This is a genomic window from Bradyrhizobium manausense, assembly GCF_018131105.1.
GTDB lineage: Bacteria > Pseudomonadota > Alphaproteobacteria > Rhizobiales > Xanthobacteraceae > Bradyrhizobium > Bradyrhizobium manausense_B.
Genome location: NZ_JAFCJI010000002.1, coordinates 426718 through 443858, shown reverse-complemented (window position 1 = coordinate 443858; position 17141 = coordinate 426718). Strand labels below are relative to the sequence as shown.

Below are 17141 nucleotides of genomic sequence, written 5' to 3'. Positions count from 1 at the left end.
GAGATCAGTGGGCTTGCGGGACGGGTTCGCTGGACGCGGGTTTCGCGCGCGACAATAGCAGGGTCAGGACCGCCGAGAGAACGAGCAGGCCGCAGACGAAATAGAGCCCGCCGACAAAACTGCCGGTCCGGTCCTTGATCCAGCCGATCATGGCGGGCCCGACGAAGCCGCCGAGATTGCCGATCGAGTTGATGGTGGCGATGCCGGCGGCGGCTGCGGGGCCGGAGAGGAATAGCGTCGGCATGCTCCAGAGCGGCGGTTTTGCCGAGGAGATGCCAATGTTGACGAGTGCCAGCGCGACCAGGACGGCGACAACGCCGGATGCAAGGCCGGCATAGGCGAGGCCCGCTGCGGCGATCAGGCAGGCCCATACCACGTGCCACGTGCGCTCCCCGGTGCGGTCCGAGTGCCGCGCCCACAGCACCATGGCGACGACGGCCGCGGTTGCCGGCAGCGCATTGAGGAATCCGACCTGGAGCGATGACAGACCGAACTGCTTGATGATCTGGGGCGCCCAGACGCCGAGCGTGTAGAGGCCGGCCGAGGTGCCGAAATAGATCAGTGACAGCGCCAGCACGCGGGGATCGGCGAGCCCGCGCCAGATGCTGTGGCTCGCGGTCGCGGCCTTGCTGGTGGTCTCCTCGTTCATGGTCTCGACCAGCCAGCGGCGCTCGTCTTCCGCAAGCCACTTTGCTTTCTCGGGCCGGTCGGTGAGGAACGCCAGCACGACGAAGCCGAGCAGTACGGCAGGCACCGCTTCGAGCACGAACAGCCATTGCCAGCCCTTGAATCCGAATAGTCCGTCCATCTGCAGCAGCGCGCCGGAGACTGGCGAGCCCAGCACGGTCGAGAGCGGCGCGGCCGCCATGAACAACGCTGTCACCGCGGCACGCTGGCGCGCCGGGAACCAGTAGGAGAGATAGAGGATGATGCCGGGGAAGAAACCAGCTTCCGCGACGCCGAGCAGGAAGCGCAGGACGTAGAAGCTGGTCGCACCCTGCACGAACGCCATCGCGGCCGAGACGAGACCCCAGGTGATCATCACCCGCGCGATCCAGATCCGCGCGCCGACCTTGTGCAGGATGATGTTGGAGGGCACCTCGAACAGGAAATAGCCCCAGAAGAAGATGCCGGCACCAAAGCCGTAGACGGTCGGCGACAGGCCGATGTCCTTGTTCATCGTCAGCGAGGCGAAGCCGATATTGACGCGGTCGATGAAGGCCACGAAGTAGAGCAGCATGATGAAGGGAACGATGCGCCAGGTAATCTTGCGCAGCACGCGCGTCTGAATCTCGCTCGCCACCCCTGGCCTCCTCAAGTTCCGGCTTGTTGTTGTGTCGACGGACCGAAAGGTCTACGCCGGCCATGAGCCTAGGCGGGGATGGGCAGGGCACTCAATTGGCGCTGGTTTATACAAAAAAATGATATAATCCTTGGAAGGCTGCCGTGAGATGAACTTTGGACGCAGTGAAGTTTCCACAGCGTCATGCCCGGGCTTGTCCCGGGCATCCACGTTCTTCGTGCCGCGGGGAAAGGCGTGGATGGCCGGGACAAGCCCGGCCATGACGACCTCACACAATGCGGTTGCCTGAGGCGAGACGAGGGGACCCGGGATGGAATTGCATCAGCTGCGATGTTTCGTGGCGGCGGCCGAGCAGCTGCATTTCGGCCGCGCCGCGCTGCATCTCCAGATGCTGCCGTCCGCGCTCGGTCGCCAGATCAGGCTGCTGGAAGAGGATCTGGGGACGCGGCTGTTCGCGCGCACGACCCGTGCCGTCTCGCTCACCGAGGACGGCGCGACGCTGCTGCGCGATGCCCGCGCCATCCTCGCCAAGGTCGAGGCCGTCGAGAGTAATTTGCGCAACCGCTCGCGCGCGGGCGCCGCGCGGCGGTTGCGGATCGGCGCCATCGACAGCGCCGCCGCCGGGCTGCTGCCGCTGTTGCTGCGCGACTTTCGCGCCGGGCATCCCGAGGTTTCGGTGCAGCTTCTCGAGGACAAGACCATCAGGCTGTTGCCGAAGATCCTGACCGGCGCGCTCGATCTGGCCTTCGTCCGTCCGCCTGACCGGGCCGACAAGCGGCTGGAGTTCCGGCACCTGCTTCAGGAAACCGCGATCGTAGCCTTTCCGCAGCGCCACGCGCTCGCCGCACGCAAGTCGATTACGCTGGCCGACATCGCCGACGAGGCGATGCTGGTGCCGGACCGGCGTTCGCGGCCGCACAGCCACGACCTCACGATAAAGCTGTTCGAGCAAGCCGGGATGACGCCGCGCATCGTGCAGGTCGCCGACGAGAAGCAGACCATCATCAATCTCGTGGCAACCAGGCTTGGCGTTGCGATCGTGCCGCGCTGGACCACACGGATGGCGGTGACTGGCGTGCGCTTCGTGCCGCTCAAGCCGAAGCAGAGCGGTCCTGTCGGCCGGCTGCCGCTGGCGGCGGCCTGGTTGCGCGGCTCGCGCGATCCCTCCCGCGATGCCATGCTGGCGGTGTTGGAGGCGCGCCTGCGCAGCTATGCGCGGGAGGCGTGAGACGCTATGACACTGGCCTGACAAAAGGTGTGATGCGATGACTGAACAGAAAGCTTCGAACGAATTGCGGGTGGCCATCGCGGGCCTGGGCTCGATCGGCACCAAGATCGCGACGGCGCTCGATCAGGGCATCGAGGGGCTGATGCTGTCGGCCGTGGCCGTGCGCGATCCCGGCAAGCATCACGCGTTTCTGGGAGGCCTGCGCCATCGGCCGCAAATCCTTCCGATCGACCAGCTCGGCGACGCGGCCGACATCGTTGTCGAATGTGCGCCGAGCAGTCAGCTGCGCGCGATCGTGGAGCCTGCGGTGAAGCGCGGCAGGTCCGCCATCGTCGTCAGCGTCGGCGGGCTTCTCGACAATTTCGATCTCGTCGATCTCGCCCGTGCCAATGGCGGCCGCATCCTCGTGCCGACGGGCGCGCTGATCGGGCTCGATGCGGTCAACGCTGCCGCAGTTGGGATCATACATTCGGTGAAGATGGTGACGCGCAAGCCAATCGACGGGCTGAAGGGCGCGCCGTTCATCGTTCAAAACAACATCGATCTCGACAATCTTCGCGAGCCGCTCAAGCTGTTCGAGGGCCGCGCGCGCGATGCGGCGAAGGGTTTTCCGGCGAACGTCAATGTCGCCGTTGCGCTGTCGCTGGCGGGCATCGGGCCCGATCGCACCCAGATGCAGGTCTGGGCCGACCCCACCGTGACGCGCAATGTTCATCGCATCGAGGTCGAGGCGGATTCGGCGCGGTTCTCCATGGGCATCGAGAACATCCCGTCCGAAAACCCCAAGACCGGGATGATCACCGCGCTGTCCGTGATCGCGCTGCTCCGCAAGCAGCGCGCCACGTTGTGTGTGGGGACGTAATTTTTAAGCAGCCGTCACGCGCCAGATCACGTTGCCGACGTCGTCTGCCATCAGCAGCGACTTCCTGTCGGGGCCGATCACGACGCCGACCGGGCGGCCGTAGGATTCCTTCTCGTCCGGGGAGAGGAAGCCGGACAAGATGTCGCGACCGGGGCCGGACGGCTTTCCGCTCTCGAACGGGATGAACACCAGCTTGTAGCCGGACAGCTTGCTGCGATTCCAAGAGCCGTGCTGGCCGATCACCATGCCGTCCGGGAAGCCGGGCAAGGTCCCTGCGGGCATCCAGCAGAGGCCGAGTGACGCAGTGTGGCCGCCGAGCGCGTAGTCCGGTTGAAGCGCCTTGGCGACCATCGCCGCATCCTGCGGCACGCGGTCGTCCACCGTCTTGCCCCAATAGCAATAGGGCCAGCCGTAGAAGCCGCCGTCGCGCACCGAGGTCAGATAGTCGGGCGGCGTCTCGTCACCGAGGCCGTCGCGCTCGTTGACGACAGTCCAGAGCACGTTCGTATTCGGCTCCCATGCAAGCCCGACCGGGTTGCGCAGGCCCGCGCCGAAGATGCGATGCGTGCCGGCGGCGAGGTCGAGTTCGTAGACAGCGGCGCGACCTTCCTCGACCTCCATGCCCGTCTCGGCAATGTTGCTGAGCGATCCGACGCCGGCATAGAGCTTCTTGCCGTCGGGGCTTGCGAGCAGGCTGCGCGTCCAGTGGCCGCTCGGCTTGAACGTGGCAAGCCGCTTGCCCGGCGCGGTGATGCGGTCGGCGTTGGCGACGTAAGGAAATGCCATCACGCCGTCGGTGTTGCCGACATAAAAGGTGTCGCCGACCAGCGCCATGCCGAACGGCTGGTTGAGGTTCTCCATGAAGGCGCCGCGGACTTCGGCGACACCGTCGCCGTCCTTGTCGCGCAACAGCGTGATGCGGTTGGCGGACACGCCGAGCGCTGCTGCGCGGCGCATCGTCGCCTGCATCGCGTAGTGGAACACGCTGCGCGGGGGGCCAGCGATCTGCGTCGCTTCCGCGATCAGCACGTCGCCATTGGGCAGCACCTCGATCCAGCGCGGATGATCGAGGTCTGTTGCGAACGCGTTGACCTTGAGCCCGGGCGCGACCGTCGGCTTCTGGCCCTGGCTCCAGCCACGTGCGGTCGGCATCTTCAGGGTCGGGATCGCGCCTTGCGGCTTGGCGTCAGGAATGGCCGGTGCCTGGCCCCAGGCCGGCGCGGCCTCGGTGCCGGTCAGCTTCCGCCATTGCAGTGCGGCGCCGCCGAGGACTGCGACGAACTGCGCGAAGATACTCGAAAAAGTCATGATGAAGCCCCTGTCGAACCCTGCGGCACATCGAACGCCGGATCGCACCAAGCCCCGCGCGGGCCAGGAAGCTAGTCTCCGCATGACCGCCGATCTCTCCAGATCGACGATGGAATGCCGTCGTGCCTTTTGCGCGCGCATCCAACTGGGTAGCGGTCAAAAGGTCAACCGGGGCGGAACTCGCGCGGCGTCTATTCCCGTGGAATGGCTGCTGATCGAATTTGCATAGGCGACGAGATCAGCGCCGGACCTGCCGCTCCAGCCGTCGGGCGTGCCTGAAATCGTCGAGGTGATGGACGTTCGGGGTGAGCGCGGCCTCCTTGGACAGGAGATGATAGACGCGCGCCACTATGCGCTGTTTCAGCTTCGGCCGCCCCGGCGGCAGCGCCCGCGCCTTGAGGACCGCCGCAATCGCGTGCGCGCGAAAATAATCGTAGGCGTCCGACATGGCTCGATGCTCTGCGGCTGATGCAGGTGTCGAGGGCTAACAGGCGAGCGGAGGGGCGGTTCCTGGCTGGTTCCGCGCTATCACCGCGGCGACAGGAACGGAATGATCATCGGCACGCGGCGGCAATAGGCGCCATAGGCGTCTTCGCCGAGCTCCTTGGAGAGGAACACCTCTTCCATCCGGCCCTTCTGCCACATGCCGAGCGAGATCAGGATGGCGCCGAGGATCGTCGTGACCAGGCCGATCGCAATGCCGGTGACGAGCATGCCGAAGATCAGTCCCGTGTAGATCGGGTGACGCACGAGGCCGTAGGGGCCGGTGTCGATGACGCGGTGGTCTTCCTTGTGGGTGATGGTGTTGGACCAGAATTTTCCGAGATGCAGCCGGCCCCACCAGGCGAAGGCGATGCCGCCGATCGAGAGAAGCGCGGCGATGGCGATGCCGGTGTTGCCGAGCACCCAGAGCGGCTTCCAGCCCAGAGCCTGTGCGATCCAGGGCGTGTACAGGATGCCGCCGATCAGGATCGGCAGGCGATAGCGCTGCGACTCCAGCGTCATGACCTGCTTCTTGGTCCGGCCCTGCCAGAACGAAGCGCCGACCCAGCTGGCGAGAAAGGCGACCCAGATCAGGGCCAGCAGTTCAGTCGGCCAGGTTGTGGTCCAGCCACCCCAGGCCACGGAGAGAAGCTTGCTGAAATCGAAGGACATGCGGGAAGGTTCTTTGGTTTGGGCGGCGGGCCTAGCTCGCGCGCGATGAGAGCGCGTGATGCTTGATGGCGCCGGAGGGCTGCTGGCCGTTGCGGGCGAGCAGATGGGTGATGGTTTCGCGCAGCACCGGCTCGATCGGGCGCGGCGCATAGCCGAGCTCGGTGCGCGCCTTGCCGATCGAGAGGTCGCTCGCGGCAAGCGCGATGCGCACGCCCTCGGCGGTGCCGTTCGGCGGGCGGCGCGTGATGCGATCGGAGATCGATTCGAGCATGATGGCGGAGAGCTCGGCAATCTTGCCGGGAACGACGACGGGATATTGCCGCCGGCCGCTCATCGCCGACATCATCCGCAGGATCTGGCCGAGCCGGACACAGTCGCCGCCGAGGATGTAGCGCTGGCCGAGGCGGCCGCGTTCCATCGTCAGCACGAGGCCCATGGCGACGTCGCGGACGTCGACGATATTGACCAGGAAGTCGAGATGCGGCTGCACCTTCTTCTGAAGGAAGTACCAGAGCATCGCCGTCGGTGGCGTCAGATTGTGGTCCGCGGCGCCGATCGGCATGGTCGGCGTGCCGATCACGAGCGGGAAGCCGGCGGCAGCGGCCTTCGCGGCATGATGCTCGGCGAGCGACTTCGAGCGCGTATAGGCGCCCGGCATCGCGTCGGCTGGTTGGAGCGCCTCCTCGGCGGCAACGCCATTGAGGCTCGCATAAGGGAACAGGATCGATTCCGTCGAGCAGTGCAGGAAGCGCGACACATTGCGCTTCATCGCAGCCCCGAGCACGACCTCGGTGCCGCGGAAATTGACGTCGTGGAAGTCCTGCTTGTTGGCGACCCACATGCCGGGCAGGCCGGCGAGGTGATAGACCTGATCGGCTCCCGACATCGCGGCATCGACCGCGGTGCCATCAAGCACCGAGCCGTGCACATATTCGACGTCAGCGTTCGGTGTGGCTGGCGGGCGAACATCGAGCACGCGCACCCGCTGCCCACGGGCGCGGAGCACTTCTACGAGATGATGTCCGATGAAGCCGCTGCCACCGGTAACCAGTACGAGAGCCATGCAGAAGGTTTGCTGTTTCGCTTCTAGAGCTATCGGGTTGAAAGGGAATTGGTCTGAACAGGCACCAGAATCGCGGCAAGGTCGCGACGGAAGCCCAATGCAATGAATAATTTTGCCATAACGAACATTGGTCCAAGCAGAAAATGCGTGGGGTGGTCGACCATCGACGGCTGCCGCTCCTCGAATACCCTGTGGCCAACGATCTGTGCCGCGACACCAAGCCCGATCAGCACCGCAAAAATCGACCACATCATGGCGGTTGAGACCTGATTGCCGATCGAGGTTGCGACCCAAAGTAGCACGATCATCGACACGAGGATGCCGAAGCCGACCCCGGCGTCCAGCATCAGCCAGTATACCAGCACGGGCAGCGCCAAAATCACCGCCAGGCTCACCTCGACCCCGAACATCGGAAAAGCGACCCGCGTCAGCGGCAGCGTCGCGCCGGTGAAGAGCAGGAGAATGCCGACCACATGCATCGCGCAATTCCAGGGATCGCGATGGTATTCGACATAATCGGCCAGTTGGCGTTGAAAATAGCCAGCCATCTTGGTCTCGTGCGGCACAGGGTCGGGGAAGGGCGAAGACAGCCTATAGCACCGGATAGGGCAGTGCACAAACCGGCACTATTGTCGCGCAAAGCTGCAATGTCGCGCTGTGAGACACTTCACAAAATGGACAGAACTTCAAAGAGTTCCGGCGGGCGCGACGGTCGCGCGCTCAATGTCTCTTGGCGGGCTTTTTCGTCGCAGGCGCAGGTGCTGCCGCGGGACGGGGTGCTTCATCGGGCACCTTGGCAAAGGTCAGGATTTGCAACTGACCGTTGACGGCCGAGGTCGGCTTGGTGCGGTCGAGGAACTGCTCCTCGCCGAGGCCGATCGGCTGGAGCCGCTTGGTCGAAATCTTGAACGTGTTCACCAGCACGTCGCGGATCGCGTCAGCCCGGCGCTGGCTCAGGATCGCGTTGGCCTCCCGCGTCTTCGAATTGGACTCGACATGGCCGACGATCAGGAACGTGTAGGGAAGCAGCGAAGCGTGAACCAGCGCGTCGGCGATGCGGCCGACGGTCTGGTAGGACTCCGGCTGGATGATCGGCGTGTCGGCGTCGAACTGGATTTGGGCGTTGAAGGCGGGCAGCTTGGCGAGGTCAGGGGCGATCAGCGGCCGGTTCACCGGACCCGGATCGTTCTTGATCCTGGCCTTGGCCCGCTCCATCACCTGCTGCTTCAACGCTGGGAAGTCGACCTCGGGGGTCTCCTCGAAGCGATTGAGCTTGCCGATGATGTCGTCGCGGGTCGGGGCCGTCTGCGCCCCGGCCGGGCCGGCAAGCAGAGCGAGGCCCAATGCGAAGCCGATCCCGGTGGCGAGGTGCCCGATGGCGCGCATCATCGATACCCCGCGTCGTCGACGGCCTTCAAGCAGTTGTTGCTGATGCCCTTGGGAGTCGAGATCAGGCAGGGGACCGACTTGCTGGTCTCCTTGGTCGAGCCGCCGCAAACCTTGACGATCTCGCGCTGGCAGGCGTTCGCGACCGTGACGCGGGCGGCGATGCGCTTCTGGATGGCGTCGAACGCGGCAAGATAATCGCTTTGGCACTGTTGGGAGAGCGCATCCCGATTGCGGGACAGGCATTCCTTCAGGCGGGTCGAGTCTGGATTGACGCCGCGGCAATTGGCGACGATTTCCGCTCCGCAGCTCTTGGCCAGCAGCCCGATCGAATCGCCAAAGCTCATGGTTTCCGCCGTCGCTAGCGACGGCATCCCCAATGCAAGCACGATCAGTGTGATGGAGCCCCGGACCATGGTTGCATCTGATACGGGGAAGTTCGCCATGGTCAAGGGCTGTTCGCTCCGGGACTGTCGAGAGTCTGGCGAGTGCGGCGAACAGTCCTCACTCGGCCCTCACTCTTGGGCGTTGTCGCTGGGCGGAAATTCGATCAGGACGGCCGTATGGTTCCTGATGTCGTCGGCAAAATCGGGATCGGCCTTGAGTTCGTCCAATGTCCGCGGCGGCGGAAGCTGGCGGCCGTCCTCGGTCAGCTCCTCCGCATAGAATGCGATCGCCTCGGACGCGCTCTCCAGGGCCTCGTCGACGTCGTCGCCGCCGGAGATGCAGCCGGGCAGGTCCGGAAACCACAGGCTGACGTCGTCGGGGCCATTGTCTTCGATGATGGCAACGTAGTGGGGCATGGCGGGCTCACGCCCGCTGGACGAAGCTGTCCACGACCTTCTTCTCGCCGGCCTTGTCGAAGGCGATGGTGAGCTTGTTGCCGTCGATCTTGGTGATGCGGCCATAGCCGAATTTCTGGTGGAAGACGCGGTCGGAGAGCGAGAATTCCGACGTCGTGCCGGTCGATTTGGCGACCAGTTCGCCTTCGATCGTCAGGGGACCGCGGCGACGCGACGAGAAGCTGCCGAAATCGGGGCCTGAAGACGAAGACGATGAGAATGTTGCGGCCTCTTCCTCGAAGCCGCCGCTTCTGCCACCACCGCCATTGCGGCCGCCGCCGCGATTGCGGTTGGCCTGGGCACGCTGCCAGCCCGGCGTCGCATAGGTCGAGCCGAAGGCTTCCATGTCGTCGAAGCGCGAGGCGCCGTAGCCGCCGGTGCCGCCCCAGGCCGAGCCACCCTTGGATTCCGTGATCTCGACATTGGCCGCCGGCAATTCGTCGAGAAAGCGCGAGGGGATCGTGGTCGACCAGGTGCCATGGATGCGCCGGTTGGTCGCGAAATAGATCATAGCGCGACGCCGTGCGCGGGTCAGGCCGACATGGCCGAGCCGTCGCTCTTCTTCCAAACCGGCGCGGCCCTGCTCGTCGAGCGTACGCTGGCTCGGAAACAGGCCTTCCTCCCAGCCTGGCAGGAACACGTTGTCGAATTCGAGGCCCTTGGCCGAATGCAGCGTCATCAGCGACACCGCGTCTTCGTCGGCGCCGCTGTCGCGGTCCATCACCAGCGAGATGTGCTCGAGGAATCCTTGCAGGTTCTCGAACTCTTCCATCGAGCGCACGAGCTCTTTCAGGTTCTCCAGCCGGCCCGCGGCATCCGCCGAACGGTCCTTCTGCCACATCTCGGTGTAGCCGCTCTCGTCGAGCACGATCTGGGCGAGATCCGTATGTGCAGTGACCTCGCGCTGGGCCCGCCAGCGGTCGAACTGGGCAACGACATCCCGCAAGGATCCGCGCGCCTTCGGCTTCAACTCGTCGGTCTCGACCACGGCGCGCGCGGCTTCGAACAAGGGAATGCGGCGCTTGCGGGCGTGGTCGTGCAGCATCTGCACGGTGGCGTCGCCAAGGCCGCGCTTGGGTACGTTGACGATGCGCTCGAAGGCGAGGTCGTCGGCCGGCGAATTGATGACGCGCAGATAGGCGAGCGCATCGCGAATTTCGGCGCGCTCGTAGAAGCGCGGGCCGCCGATGACGCGATAGGGCAGGCCGAGCGTGACGAAGCGGTCTTCGAACTCGCGCATCTGGTAGGACGCGCGCACCAGGATCGCGACCTCGTTGAGCTTATCGCCCTGGCGCTGGATCTGCTCGATCTCCTCGCCGATGCCGCGGGCTTCTTCTTCCGAATCCCACGAGCCCGTGACCGTGACCTTCTCGCCGTCCTGGTCCTCGGTGCGCAGCGTCTTGCCGAGCCGGCCTTCGTTATGCGCGATCAGGTGCGAGGCGGCGGCGAGGATGTGGCCGGTCGAGCGGTAGTTGCGCTCGAGGCGGATGACCTTGGCCCCGGGAAAATCATGCTCGAAGCGCAGGATGTTGTCGACCTCGGCGCCGCGCCAGCCATAGATCGACTGGTCGTCGTCGCCGACGCAGCAGATGTTTTTGACGTGGGACTTCTGCTCCTCTCCGCTTGCGGGGGTGTGACGAGCTTCACTCGCACTGAGAAGGTCGGAATGAGGGGGAGTCTCCACGAGCGCGGTCTGCGGAGAGTTCTCCTCACTCGCATCGCTTCGCGCTGCGACCTCTCCCCGCAGGCGGGGAGAGGTGGAAGAGGGCGCCTGCGACAGCAGCCGCAGCCACAGATATTGCGCGACGTTGGTGTCTTGATACTCGTCCACCAGGATGAATTTGAAGCGCTGCTGATACTGCCGAAGGATATCCGGATGCTCGCGGAAGATCCGGATGTCTTCAAGCAGCAGATCGCCGAAATCCGCCGCGTTCAAGATCTTTAACCGCTCCTGGTAGCTCGCATAAAGCTTGCCGCCCTTGCCGTTGGCGAAGACGGCAGCTTCGCCCGACGGCACCTGCGACGGCGTCAGGCCGCGGTTCTTCCAGCCGTCGATCAGGCCGGCCAGCATGCGCGCGGGCCAGCGCTTGTCGTCGATGTTGTCGGCCTGCAGCAATTGCTTCAACAGCCGGACCTGGTCGTCGGTGTCGAGTACGGTGAAATTCGACTTGAGCTGCGCCAGCTCCGCATGGGTGCGCAGGATGCGGCCGCCGATGGAGTGGAAGGTGCCGAGCCACGGCATGCCCTCGACCGCCTGGCCCAGCATCTGGCCGAGCCGGTGCTTCATCTCGCGCGCGGCCTTGTTGGTGAAGGTCACCGACAGGATCTCGGCGGGGCGGGCGCGGCCCTGGCTCAGGATATGGGCGATGCGGGTGGTGAGGACGCGGGTCTTGCCGGTGCCGGCGCCGGCCAGCACCAGGACCGGGCCATCCAGCGTCTCCACGGCGTCGCGCTGCTCCGGATTGAGCCCGGTGAGGTATTTCGGACCTACCGAGGCGCGCGCACGCGCGGCGATGCCGCCGGCTGCGGGCTGGTGGTCGGGAACGCTGCTGATCTTGGTCGGCTCGGTCATGCGAATCATTGGCCCCACGATGGCACCGCGGGGTGGTGGAAGGGAGCCTTCTTAACAGGGATTGATGCCTATATGGGGCGGCCGTGTCGGGTTTTCCACGTGCGCGGAGGGCCGATTTGTTCCGGCCTGTCAGGCGAATTTCCAGCCCCTCGCGGCCGGAACCAATGTTCCGAGATGGCGATTGTTTCTGCAAGTGAGGCGCCTCAGCCGCGCCGATCGCAGACAGACATCGAAACAGAGGTTTTGACCATGCTGAGCTGGGTAGTGACGTTTCTGGTTATCGCACTGATCGCCGGTATCCTGGGCTTTGGCGGCCTTGCCGGCGCGTCGATCGAAATCGCCAAGATCATCTTCTTCGTCGCGGTGGTCCTGTTCCTGGTCTCGGCCGTGGTCGGCCTCGCCCGCGGCCGCAGGATCTAGCGGCTACCGCTTCGAGGGCATCGCTACGTTCCGCCCGATGCCCTCGGGCCGTGTGACGGCGCTGTGAGACTTGACCACGGTCGTAATGCGCTCGCGGATGTCGGGCGGGAATGCCGCGACTTTGCGTGAGCCCATGTCGATGTGCAGCGACATGTTCTCGGAGGTGGCCGACAGCCAGCCTTCGGTCGCGTGCCGCAGCTCCTGGAAGGTGTGCAGGCGCTTGTCGTCCGCTTCCAGCAGCCAGACAGAGACTTGCACGGGATCTCCAAGATGGATCTCGCGCAGATAGCGCACGTGGCATTCGGCCGTGAAGGTCGAGCCGTTGCGCTCCTTCATGTACGTGGGCCCGATCCCGAGTTGCAGCCACATCTGGTCGATCGCCCGGTCGAACATCACGTTGTAATAGGCCATGTTGAGATGGCCGTTATAGTCGATCCATTGCGGCTCGATCTGCATGATCGAGGAGCGGAACGGCTCAGGCGTGGCGGCTGCGGCGGCACTCTCCGGCATGTCTCATTCCCTGGCTATGCGTCCGGTCCCTTGACTTGACCGGTGAGATGTCCTTTGCCACGGTTTCTTCTGTCGGGAGGACTATCCGTGGGTACTGCTATCACCAATAATCCGCCGCGGGTCGAGCCGAAAGCCCTTGCAAGCGCCTTGGAGCAGCTTGCCGCACGCTTCGGCAATCGCCTCATCACCTCGCAGGCCGTCCGCGAGCAGCACGGCCACACCACCACATGGATCGTCAACCAGCCGCCTGACGGCGTGGTGATGGCGCAGGAGACCGCCGACATCCAGGATGTGGTGCGCATCTGTGCGAAAAACGGTGTGCCCGTGATTCCTTTCGGCACCGGCACCTCGCTCGAGGGCCAGGTCAACGCGCCCGCCGGCGGCATCTCGATCGATTTGCGCGACATGAACAAGGTGCTCGCGGTGCACGCCGAGGACCTCGACTGCGTGATCCAGCCCGGCGTCACCCGCAAGGCGCTCAACGAGCACCTGCGCGACCAGGGCCTGTTCTTCCCGATCGATCCCGGCGCGGACGCCTCGCTCGGCGGCATGGCCTCGACCCGGGCCTCCGGCACCAACGCGGTGCGCTACGGCACCATGCGCGACAGCGTGCTGGCGTTGAAAGTGGTGCGCGGCGACGGCGAGATCATCACCACGGGCACGCGCGCGAAGAAGTCGTCGGCCGGCTACGATCTGACGCATCTGTTCGTCGGCGCCGAGGGCACACTCGGCATCATCTCCGAGTTGACCATTCGGCTGCGCGGCATCCCTGACACGATCGCGGCCGGCGCGGTGTCGTTCGAGACCGTGCATGGGGCGTGTCAGGCCGTCATCCTGGCGATCCAGACCGGCATTCCCGTGGCGCGCATCGAGCTGCTCAACGCTGCGCAGGTGAAGGCCTGCAACGCCTATTCGAAGCTGACGCTGCCGGAGACGCCGCTGCTGCTGATGGAATTCCACGGCAGCGAGATCGAGGTCGCCGAGCAGTCAAAGGCTTTCGGCGAGATCGCCAGGGAGTGCGGCGGCGGCGATTTTTCGTGGACCACCAAGCCGGAGGATCGCACCAAACTGTGGCAGGCGCGGCACGATGCGTACTGGTCCGTCAAGGCGCTGCGTCCCGGCGACAGCATCGGCGTGGTCGCAACCGACGTTTGCGTGCCGATTTCGCGCCTTGCCGATTGCGTCAGCGAGACCGAGGAGGATCTCAAGCGGCTCAATCTGTTGTCGCCGATCGTCGGTCATGTCGGCGACGGCAATTTCCACTGCTCGCTGGTGTGTGACACCAACGATGCGGCCGAGATGGCGCGCGGCGAGGAGTTCATGCATCGCCTGGTCGAGCGCGCGCAGGCGATGGACGGAACCTGCACCGGCGAGCACGGCATCGGCCAGGGCAAGCAAAAATATCTCAAGGCCGAGCTCGGCCCCGAAGCACTGGACGCGATGCGTGCGCTGAAAAAGGCACTCGATCCGCAAAATATTTTCAACCCCGGCAAGATCGTGCCGCAGGCGTAGCGCGCGGCATTGCCGCGTCGCGCTCGCGGAACTTTCGGCGGCCATGCTGGTTCCAATTCCCGACAATTTCCGATGCCTCAATGGCGCGGCTCTGCGGGAGGGTGCGATGTTGCGACCGGTCATTGGAATTGCCGTGATGGCGGTTGCCTGCATGCTGGCGGGCGCGGCTCTGGGTAAAGGCGGGCACGGTGGTGGCCATGGTGGTGGTCACGGCGGCGGGCATGGCGGTGGCCATCATGGCGGCGGACACGGTGGTGGGCACGCGCATGGCGGCGGGCATCATGGCGGGCCTCGCTTTGCGAGAGGCGCTCGACATGGCGGTCCGAACTTCGGTCAGATGCGCAATGCATCCGTCCGTCGTGCGAATTTCCGCAATGGGTTCAATCTGCACTCCAGTGTGTTTCGCAACGGCCGTCTGATCGGCAACCCGGCGGCGCGCGCCCAAATCGCTGCGGCGGCGGCACTCGCCGGCTGGCACGGTGCGAGCAGCGGATGGTGGCAACATACAGGAGGCGGTTATGGCTGGGTCGGACCGCTGTTCTGGCCGTTCGCGTACAACGATCTCTACGACTACACGATCTGGGGCGACGGTCTCGGCTTCTGGGGTTATGGCTATCCGGACATCTATGCCGGCTTGTTCGGGCCCTACGGTTACGACGGTTTGTCGACCTATCTGGCGCCGCGACAGCAGGGGCGTCGGCAAGCGCGTGGTGTTGCGCTGGATCAGCTCTGCGGCAGCGACCGCCGCGAAATCGTCGGTCTGCCGATCGATCAGATCGCCGCAGCGGTGCAGCCGACCGAAGCGCAAGGCGCAAGCCTCGACGAGCTAGGCAACGCCTCGATGGATGCGGCCGGGATGATCCGTGCCTCCTGCCCGACGCAAGTCGCGGCGACCGCGCCGGGACGGCTGGCGGCGATGCAACTGCGCATCGAGGCGATGGAGAAGGCCGTCGATCTTGTTCAACCCGCCCTGGATAAATTCTACGGCCCACTCGCCGACGAGCAGAAGGCGCGCTTCAATGCGCTGGCTGAAGACCAGCGGCGCGTCACAGCATCCGGCAAGGCCGGGACGTCGCTGGTCCAGGGCTGCGGTGCGCCCGCTGCGCTCGACTGGCCTAGTGCCGACCTTGAGGCGAGGCTTCATCCCAACGACACCCAGCGCGCAGCGCTGCAAGTGCTCCAGGATACCAGTGCCAAGGTCAGCGCATCTCTGAAGGCAGCGTGTCAGCCTGGCGACGTGATGACGCCGCCGGCGCGCATGGCAGCGGTCCGCAAGCGGCTCGACGTGATGCTCGACGGCGTCAAGTCGGTTCGCGCGGCGTTGGAGGATTTTTACAACACGCTCAACGACGAGCAGAAGGCACAATTCGAAGCCATCGGACCGCGTCGAACCTCCTGAACCGGCCCGGCCAAGGAGTGTGATGTAAAAAATCGTCTCGCCGATCTCGATCGGTCTCTCTATGCTGAGCGGGCCTGATGCGGAAGACCGCGGGTGGTGGCGCGATGAAGTGGTTCGCGAAGCGGAAGCCGGCGGACATATGGGACGAAAAGATCGAATGGCCGCTCGGCGACATCGAAGCCGCCGCGCGCATCCGCGCCATCTGTGACGCTGCGGCCCAGAGCGCCGCGGGATATGCGCGTAACGACAAGAGCGAGAGCGCGCGCTATGAGCGCGCAGCGAAAGTCGCGATGGAGATCGCGATGAAGATCTCCGATGGCCTGATGCGCGACGACGCAGTGCATCGCATCGTCAATCTCTGCATGGCGGCGAACGACCTCAAGACGGCGCAGATCCTGTTTCGCGCGATCCATGCCAGCTGGATCCGCGAAACGGTGCAGCGGGATCATCCGACGCTGGTTTAGGGCGAGGACTCGCAAAGCCGGGTCCGGGCAGGGGCGATGGGGAGCGGAAGGCCGCGAACGCAGCCTTGCAAATAGTCCTATTCAATCACTTCGTCGGTGCGGGCGAGCAGCGCGGGTGACACGTTCAGCCCCAATGCTTTCGCGGTCTTCAAGTTGATTACGAGCTCGAATTTGGTCGGCTGTTCAACTGGTAGATTGGCCGGCTTGGCCCCGCGTAATATCTGATCGACGTAGTCGGCCGCCCGGCGGAACAGGGCCGGAAGGCTCGGTCCGTACGACATGAGCCCGCCACTTCGGACACCACCACTGACACCCCAGATGGTCGGCAGCCGCGCGTTCAAAGCCAGCTCGTTGATCGTAACTTGTCTGGCGTCAACCAGCGCTTCGCTCGCGATGTAGACCGCTTCGGCTCGTCCCTTCAGTCCTTCGAACGCAGGCGTGATATCCTGCTCGCCGCGGATTTCCAGTGCGACCACCTTGACGCCAAGGGCGCGCGCTGCGGCCTGAACCTCGGCCAACTCTTGCTTCGCGGCCGGATAGGCAACGTTGGCCATCACAGCCAGCCCTTGGAGACCGGGGACTACTTCCCGCAAAAGCTCGGTTCGTTTGCCTGCAAGATCGGGCCCCTGGATTGACAAGCCGGTCACGTTGGCTCCAGGTCTGGACAAATTGTCGACGAAGCCGCTGCCAACCGGATCCACGGCCACGGCGAACACGATCGGAATGGTGGACGTCAGCTTCTTGAGCGCGAGGACCGCGTTTCCTCCGGTCACAATGATATCAACCTTCTGACGGACGAACTCCGCGGCAATTTCGGCGATCCTATCGTTTCGCCCGTCTGCCCAGCGATAATCGATGGCAGCAACATTGCGACCTTCAATCCAACCATGTTCGCGCAGCCTCGCTTCGAACGAGGCGATGGACCGGGTCCAAGATGATTGTGCAACCGTTCCCAGGAAACCAATGGTCGGCCGTTTTGTCGATTGCCCGCGCGCTGCGACTGTGCATGCAACCGTCGCGCCCCCAAGCAGCGTGATGAACCCTCGTCGCTTCATGTCACTTCCAGGATAAGGCCGAGCATCTCAAGCCGTGCAGGCTAGCACACTGGAACCCGCGG

General features: G+C 64.7%; 20 protein-coding genes. 7 read left to right on the top strand and 13 right to left on the bottom strand.

What is annotated here, in order from left to right:
* Positions 1-4: 4 nt before the first annotated feature.
* Complete coding sequence (locus JQ631_RS22385) at positions 5-1303, bottom strand: MFS transporter (RefSeq protein ID WP_212329244.1); 1299 nt, start codon at positions 1301-1303, stop codon at positions 5-7.
* Between the two features lie 310 nt (positions 1304-1613).
* Between JQ631_RS22385 and JQ631_RS22380 the strand changes: the two genes are divergently transcribed.
* Positions 1614-2531 (top strand): LysR substrate-binding domain-containing protein, encoded by a 918-nt coding sequence (locus JQ631_RS22380; RefSeq protein WP_212329242.1) that lies wholly within the window; start codon positions 1614-1616, stop codon positions 2529-2531.
* Positions 2532-2568: 37 nt separating this feature from the next.
* Positions 2569-3393, top strand: coding sequence for an aspartate dehydrogenase (locus JQ631_RS22375; protein WP_212329240.1), 825 nt, complete (start codon positions 2569-2571; stop codon positions 3391-3393).
* Between the two features lie 3 nt (positions 3394-3396).
* On the opposite strand, the gene JQ631_RS22370 is transcribed toward JQ631_RS22375, so the two are convergent.
* On the bottom strand, positions 3397-4701 hold the full coding sequence (locus JQ631_RS22370) for a PQQ-dependent sugar dehydrogenase (protein WP_212329238.1): 1305 nt from the start codon (positions 4699-4701) through the stop codon (positions 3397-3399).
* Here JQ631_RS22370 and JQ631_RS22365 point away from each other — a divergent pair.
* On the top strand, positions 4700-4930 hold the full coding sequence (locus JQ631_RS22365) for a hypothetical protein (protein WP_212329236.1): 231 nt from the start codon (positions 4700-4702) through the stop codon (positions 4928-4930). The two genes, JQ631_RS22370 and JQ631_RS22365, sit on opposite strands and share 2 nt — an antisense overlap.
* Positions 4931-4939: 9 nt before the next feature.
* On the opposite strand, the gene JQ631_RS22360 is transcribed toward JQ631_RS22365, so the two are convergent.
* From JQ631_RS22360 to JQ631_RS22325, 8 genes are all read right to left on the bottom strand, one after another.
* Positions 4940-5149, bottom strand: a complete 210-nt coding sequence (locus JQ631_RS22360) for a hypothetical protein (protein ID WP_212329234.1) — start codon at positions 5147-5149, stop codon at positions 4940-4942.
* 80 nt (positions 5150-5229) lie between these two features.
* Entirely contained in the window at positions 5230-5856 is a 627-nt protein-coding gene (locus tag JQ631_RS22355) for a methyltransferase family protein (protein ID WP_212329232.1), read from the bottom strand.
* A 31-nt stretch (positions 5857-5887) separates the two neighbouring features.
* Positions 5888-6919 carry an NAD-dependent epimerase/dehydratase family protein gene (locus JQ631_RS22350; RefSeq protein ID WP_212329230.1) on the bottom strand — a complete coding sequence of 344 codons (1032 nt, stop codon included), beginning with the start codon at positions 6917-6919 and terminating at the stop codon, positions 5888-5890.
* A 29-nt stretch (positions 6920-6948) separates the two neighbouring features.
* Positions 6949-7467: an Mpo1 family 2-hydroxy fatty acid dioxygenase gene (locus tag JQ631_RS22345; protein WP_212329228.1), complete on the bottom strand. Its 519-nt coding sequence runs from the start codon at positions 7465-7467 to the stop codon at positions 6949-6951.
* Positions 7468-7639: 172 nt separating this feature from the next.
* Positions 7640-8305, bottom strand: coding sequence for an OmpA family protein (locus JQ631_RS22340; RefSeq protein WP_212331522.1), 666 nt, complete (start codon positions 8303-8305; stop codon positions 7640-7642).
* Positions 8305-8721, bottom strand: a complete 417-nt coding sequence (locus JQ631_RS22335; RefSeq protein ID WP_212329226.1) for a hypothetical protein — start codon at positions 8719-8721, stop codon at positions 8305-8307. The genes JQ631_RS22340 and JQ631_RS22335 overlap by 1 nt, the downstream gene beginning before the upstream one ends.
* A gap of 99 nt (positions 8722-8820) precedes the next feature.
* Positions 8821-9108: a type II toxin-antitoxin system HicB family antitoxin gene (locus tag JQ631_RS22330; protein WP_212329224.1), complete on the bottom strand. Its 288-nt coding sequence runs from the start codon at positions 9106-9108 to the stop codon at positions 8821-8823.
* Positions 9109-9115: 7 nt separating this feature from the next.
* Positions 9116-11728: an ATP-dependent helicase gene (locus JQ631_RS22325; protein ID WP_212329222.1), complete on the bottom strand. Its 2613-nt coding sequence runs from the start codon at positions 11726-11728 to the stop codon at positions 9116-9118.
* 240 nt (positions 11729-11968) lie between these two features.
* Between JQ631_RS22325 and JQ631_RS22320 the strand changes: the two genes are divergently transcribed.
* The gene (locus JQ631_RS22320; RefSeq protein WP_045006173.1) at positions 11969-12139 is read left to right on the top strand and encodes a DUF1328 domain-containing protein; all 171 of its coding nucleotides are present in this window, start codon (positions 11969-11971) and stop codon (positions 12137-12139) included.
* A 3-nt stretch (positions 12140-12142) separates the two neighbouring features.
* Here JQ631_RS22320 and JQ631_RS22315 read toward each other — a convergent pair whose 3' ends face one another.
* Positions 12143-12649, bottom strand: a complete 507-nt coding sequence (locus tag JQ631_RS22315) for a thioesterase family protein (RefSeq protein WP_212329220.1) — start codon at positions 12647-12649, stop codon at positions 12143-12145.
* A gap of 87 nt (positions 12650-12736) precedes the next feature.
* On the opposite strand from JQ631_RS22315, the gene JQ631_RS22310 reads away from it, so the two are divergent.
* Positions 12737-14161, top strand: coding sequence for an FAD-binding oxidoreductase (locus tag JQ631_RS22310; RefSeq protein WP_212329218.1), 1425 nt, complete (start codon positions 12737-12739; stop codon positions 14159-14161).
* Here JQ631_RS22310 and JQ631_RS32355 read toward each other — a convergent pair.
* A complete protein-coding gene (locus JQ631_RS32355; protein ID WP_249160884.1) occupies positions 14130-14444 on the bottom strand; it encodes a hypothetical protein in 315 nt (104 codons plus the stop codon). The two genes, JQ631_RS22310 and JQ631_RS32355, sit on opposite strands and share 32 nt — an antisense overlap.
* A gap of 54 nt (positions 14445-14498) precedes the next feature.
* On the opposite strand from JQ631_RS32355, the gene JQ631_RS22305 reads away from it, so the two are divergent.
* Both JQ631_RS22305 and JQ631_RS22300 read left to right on the top strand, forming a co-directional pair.
* Positions 14499-15560, top strand: coding sequence for a Spy/CpxP family protein refolding chaperone (locus JQ631_RS22305; protein WP_249160882.1), 1062 nt, complete (start codon positions 14499-14501; stop codon positions 15558-15560).
* A gap of 104 nt (positions 15561-15664) precedes the next feature.
* Entirely contained in the window at positions 15665-16024 is a 360-nt protein-coding gene (locus tag JQ631_RS22300; protein ID WP_212331520.1) for a hypothetical protein, read from the top strand.
* Between the two features lie 77 nt (positions 16025-16101).
* Here the strand turns inward: JQ631_RS22300 and JQ631_RS22295 are convergent, their stop codons facing one another.
* Positions 16102-17079 carry an ABC transporter substrate-binding protein gene (locus tag JQ631_RS22295; protein ID WP_212329209.1) on the bottom strand — a complete coding sequence of 326 codons (978 nt, stop codon included), beginning with the start codon at positions 17077-17079 and terminating at the stop codon, positions 16102-16104.
* Between the last annotated feature and the right edge of the window lie 62 nt (positions 17080-17141).

Coding starts and splice junctions, on each gene's coding strand:
- JQ631_RS22325 (WP_212329222.1), bottom strand. CDS start 11,728: ATGATTCGCATGACCGAGCCGACCAAGATCAGCAGCGTTCCCGACCAC.
- JQ631_RS22345 (WP_212329228.1), bottom strand. CDS start 7,467: ATGGCTGGCTATTTTCAACGCCAACTGGCCGATTATGTCGAATACCAT.
- JQ631_RS22360 (WP_212329234.1), bottom strand. CDS start 5,149: ATGTCGGACGCCTACGATTATTTTCGCGCGCACGCGATTGCGGCGGTC.
- JQ631_RS22295 (WP_212329209.1), bottom strand. CDS start 17,079: ATGAAGCGACGAGGGTTCATCACGCTGCTTGGGGGCGCGACGGTTGCA.
- JQ631_RS22305 (WP_249160882.1), top strand. CDS start 14,499: ATGCGCAATGCATCCGTCCGTCGTGCGAATTTCCGCAATGGGTTCAAT.
- JQ631_RS22340 (WP_212331522.1), bottom strand. CDS start 8,305: ATGCGCGCCATCGGGCACCTCGCCACCGGGATCGGCTTCGCATTGGGC.
- JQ631_RS22355 (WP_212329232.1), bottom strand. CDS start 5,856: ATGTCCTTCGATTTCAGCAAGCTTCTCTCCGTGGCCTGGGGTGGCTGG.
- JQ631_RS22315 (WP_212329220.1), bottom strand. CDS start 12,649: ATGCCGGAGAGTGCCGCCGCAGCCGCCACGCCTGAGCCGTTCCGCTCC.
- JQ631_RS22320 (WP_045006173.1), top strand. CDS start 11,969: ATGCTGAGCTGGGTAGTGACGTTTCTGGTTATCGCACTGATCGCCGGT.
- JQ631_RS22300 (WP_212331520.1), top strand. CDS start 15,665: ATGAAGTGGTTCGCGAAGCGGAAGCCGGCGGACATATGGGACGAAAAG.
- JQ631_RS32355 (WP_249160884.1), bottom strand. CDS start 14,444: ATGATGCCCGCCGCCATGCGCGTGCCCACCACCGTGTCCGCCGCCATG.
- JQ631_RS22330 (WP_212329224.1), bottom strand. CDS start 9,108: ATGCCCCACTACGTTGCCATCATCGAAGACAATGGCCCCGACGACGTC.
- JQ631_RS22375 (WP_212329240.1), top strand. CDS start 2,569: ATGACTGAACAGAAAGCTTCGAACGAATTGCGGGTGGCCATCGCGGGC.
- JQ631_RS22350 (WP_212329230.1), bottom strand. CDS start 6,919: ATGGCTCTCGTACTGGTTACCGGTGGCAGCGGCTTCATCGGACATCAT.
- JQ631_RS22380 (WP_212329242.1), top strand. CDS start 1,614: ATGGAATTGCATCAGCTGCGATGTTTCGTGGCGGCGGCCGAGCAGCTG.
- JQ631_RS22365 (WP_212329236.1), top strand. CDS start 4,700: ATGATGAAGCCCCTGTCGAACCCTGCGGCACATCGAACGCCGGATCGC.
- JQ631_RS22370 (WP_212329238.1), bottom strand. CDS start 4,701: ATGACTTTTTCGAGTATCTTCGCGCAGTTCGTCGCAGTCCTCGGCGGC.
- JQ631_RS22335 (WP_212329226.1), bottom strand. CDS start 8,721: ATGGTCCGGGGCTCCATCACACTGATCGTGCTTGCATTGGGGATGCCG.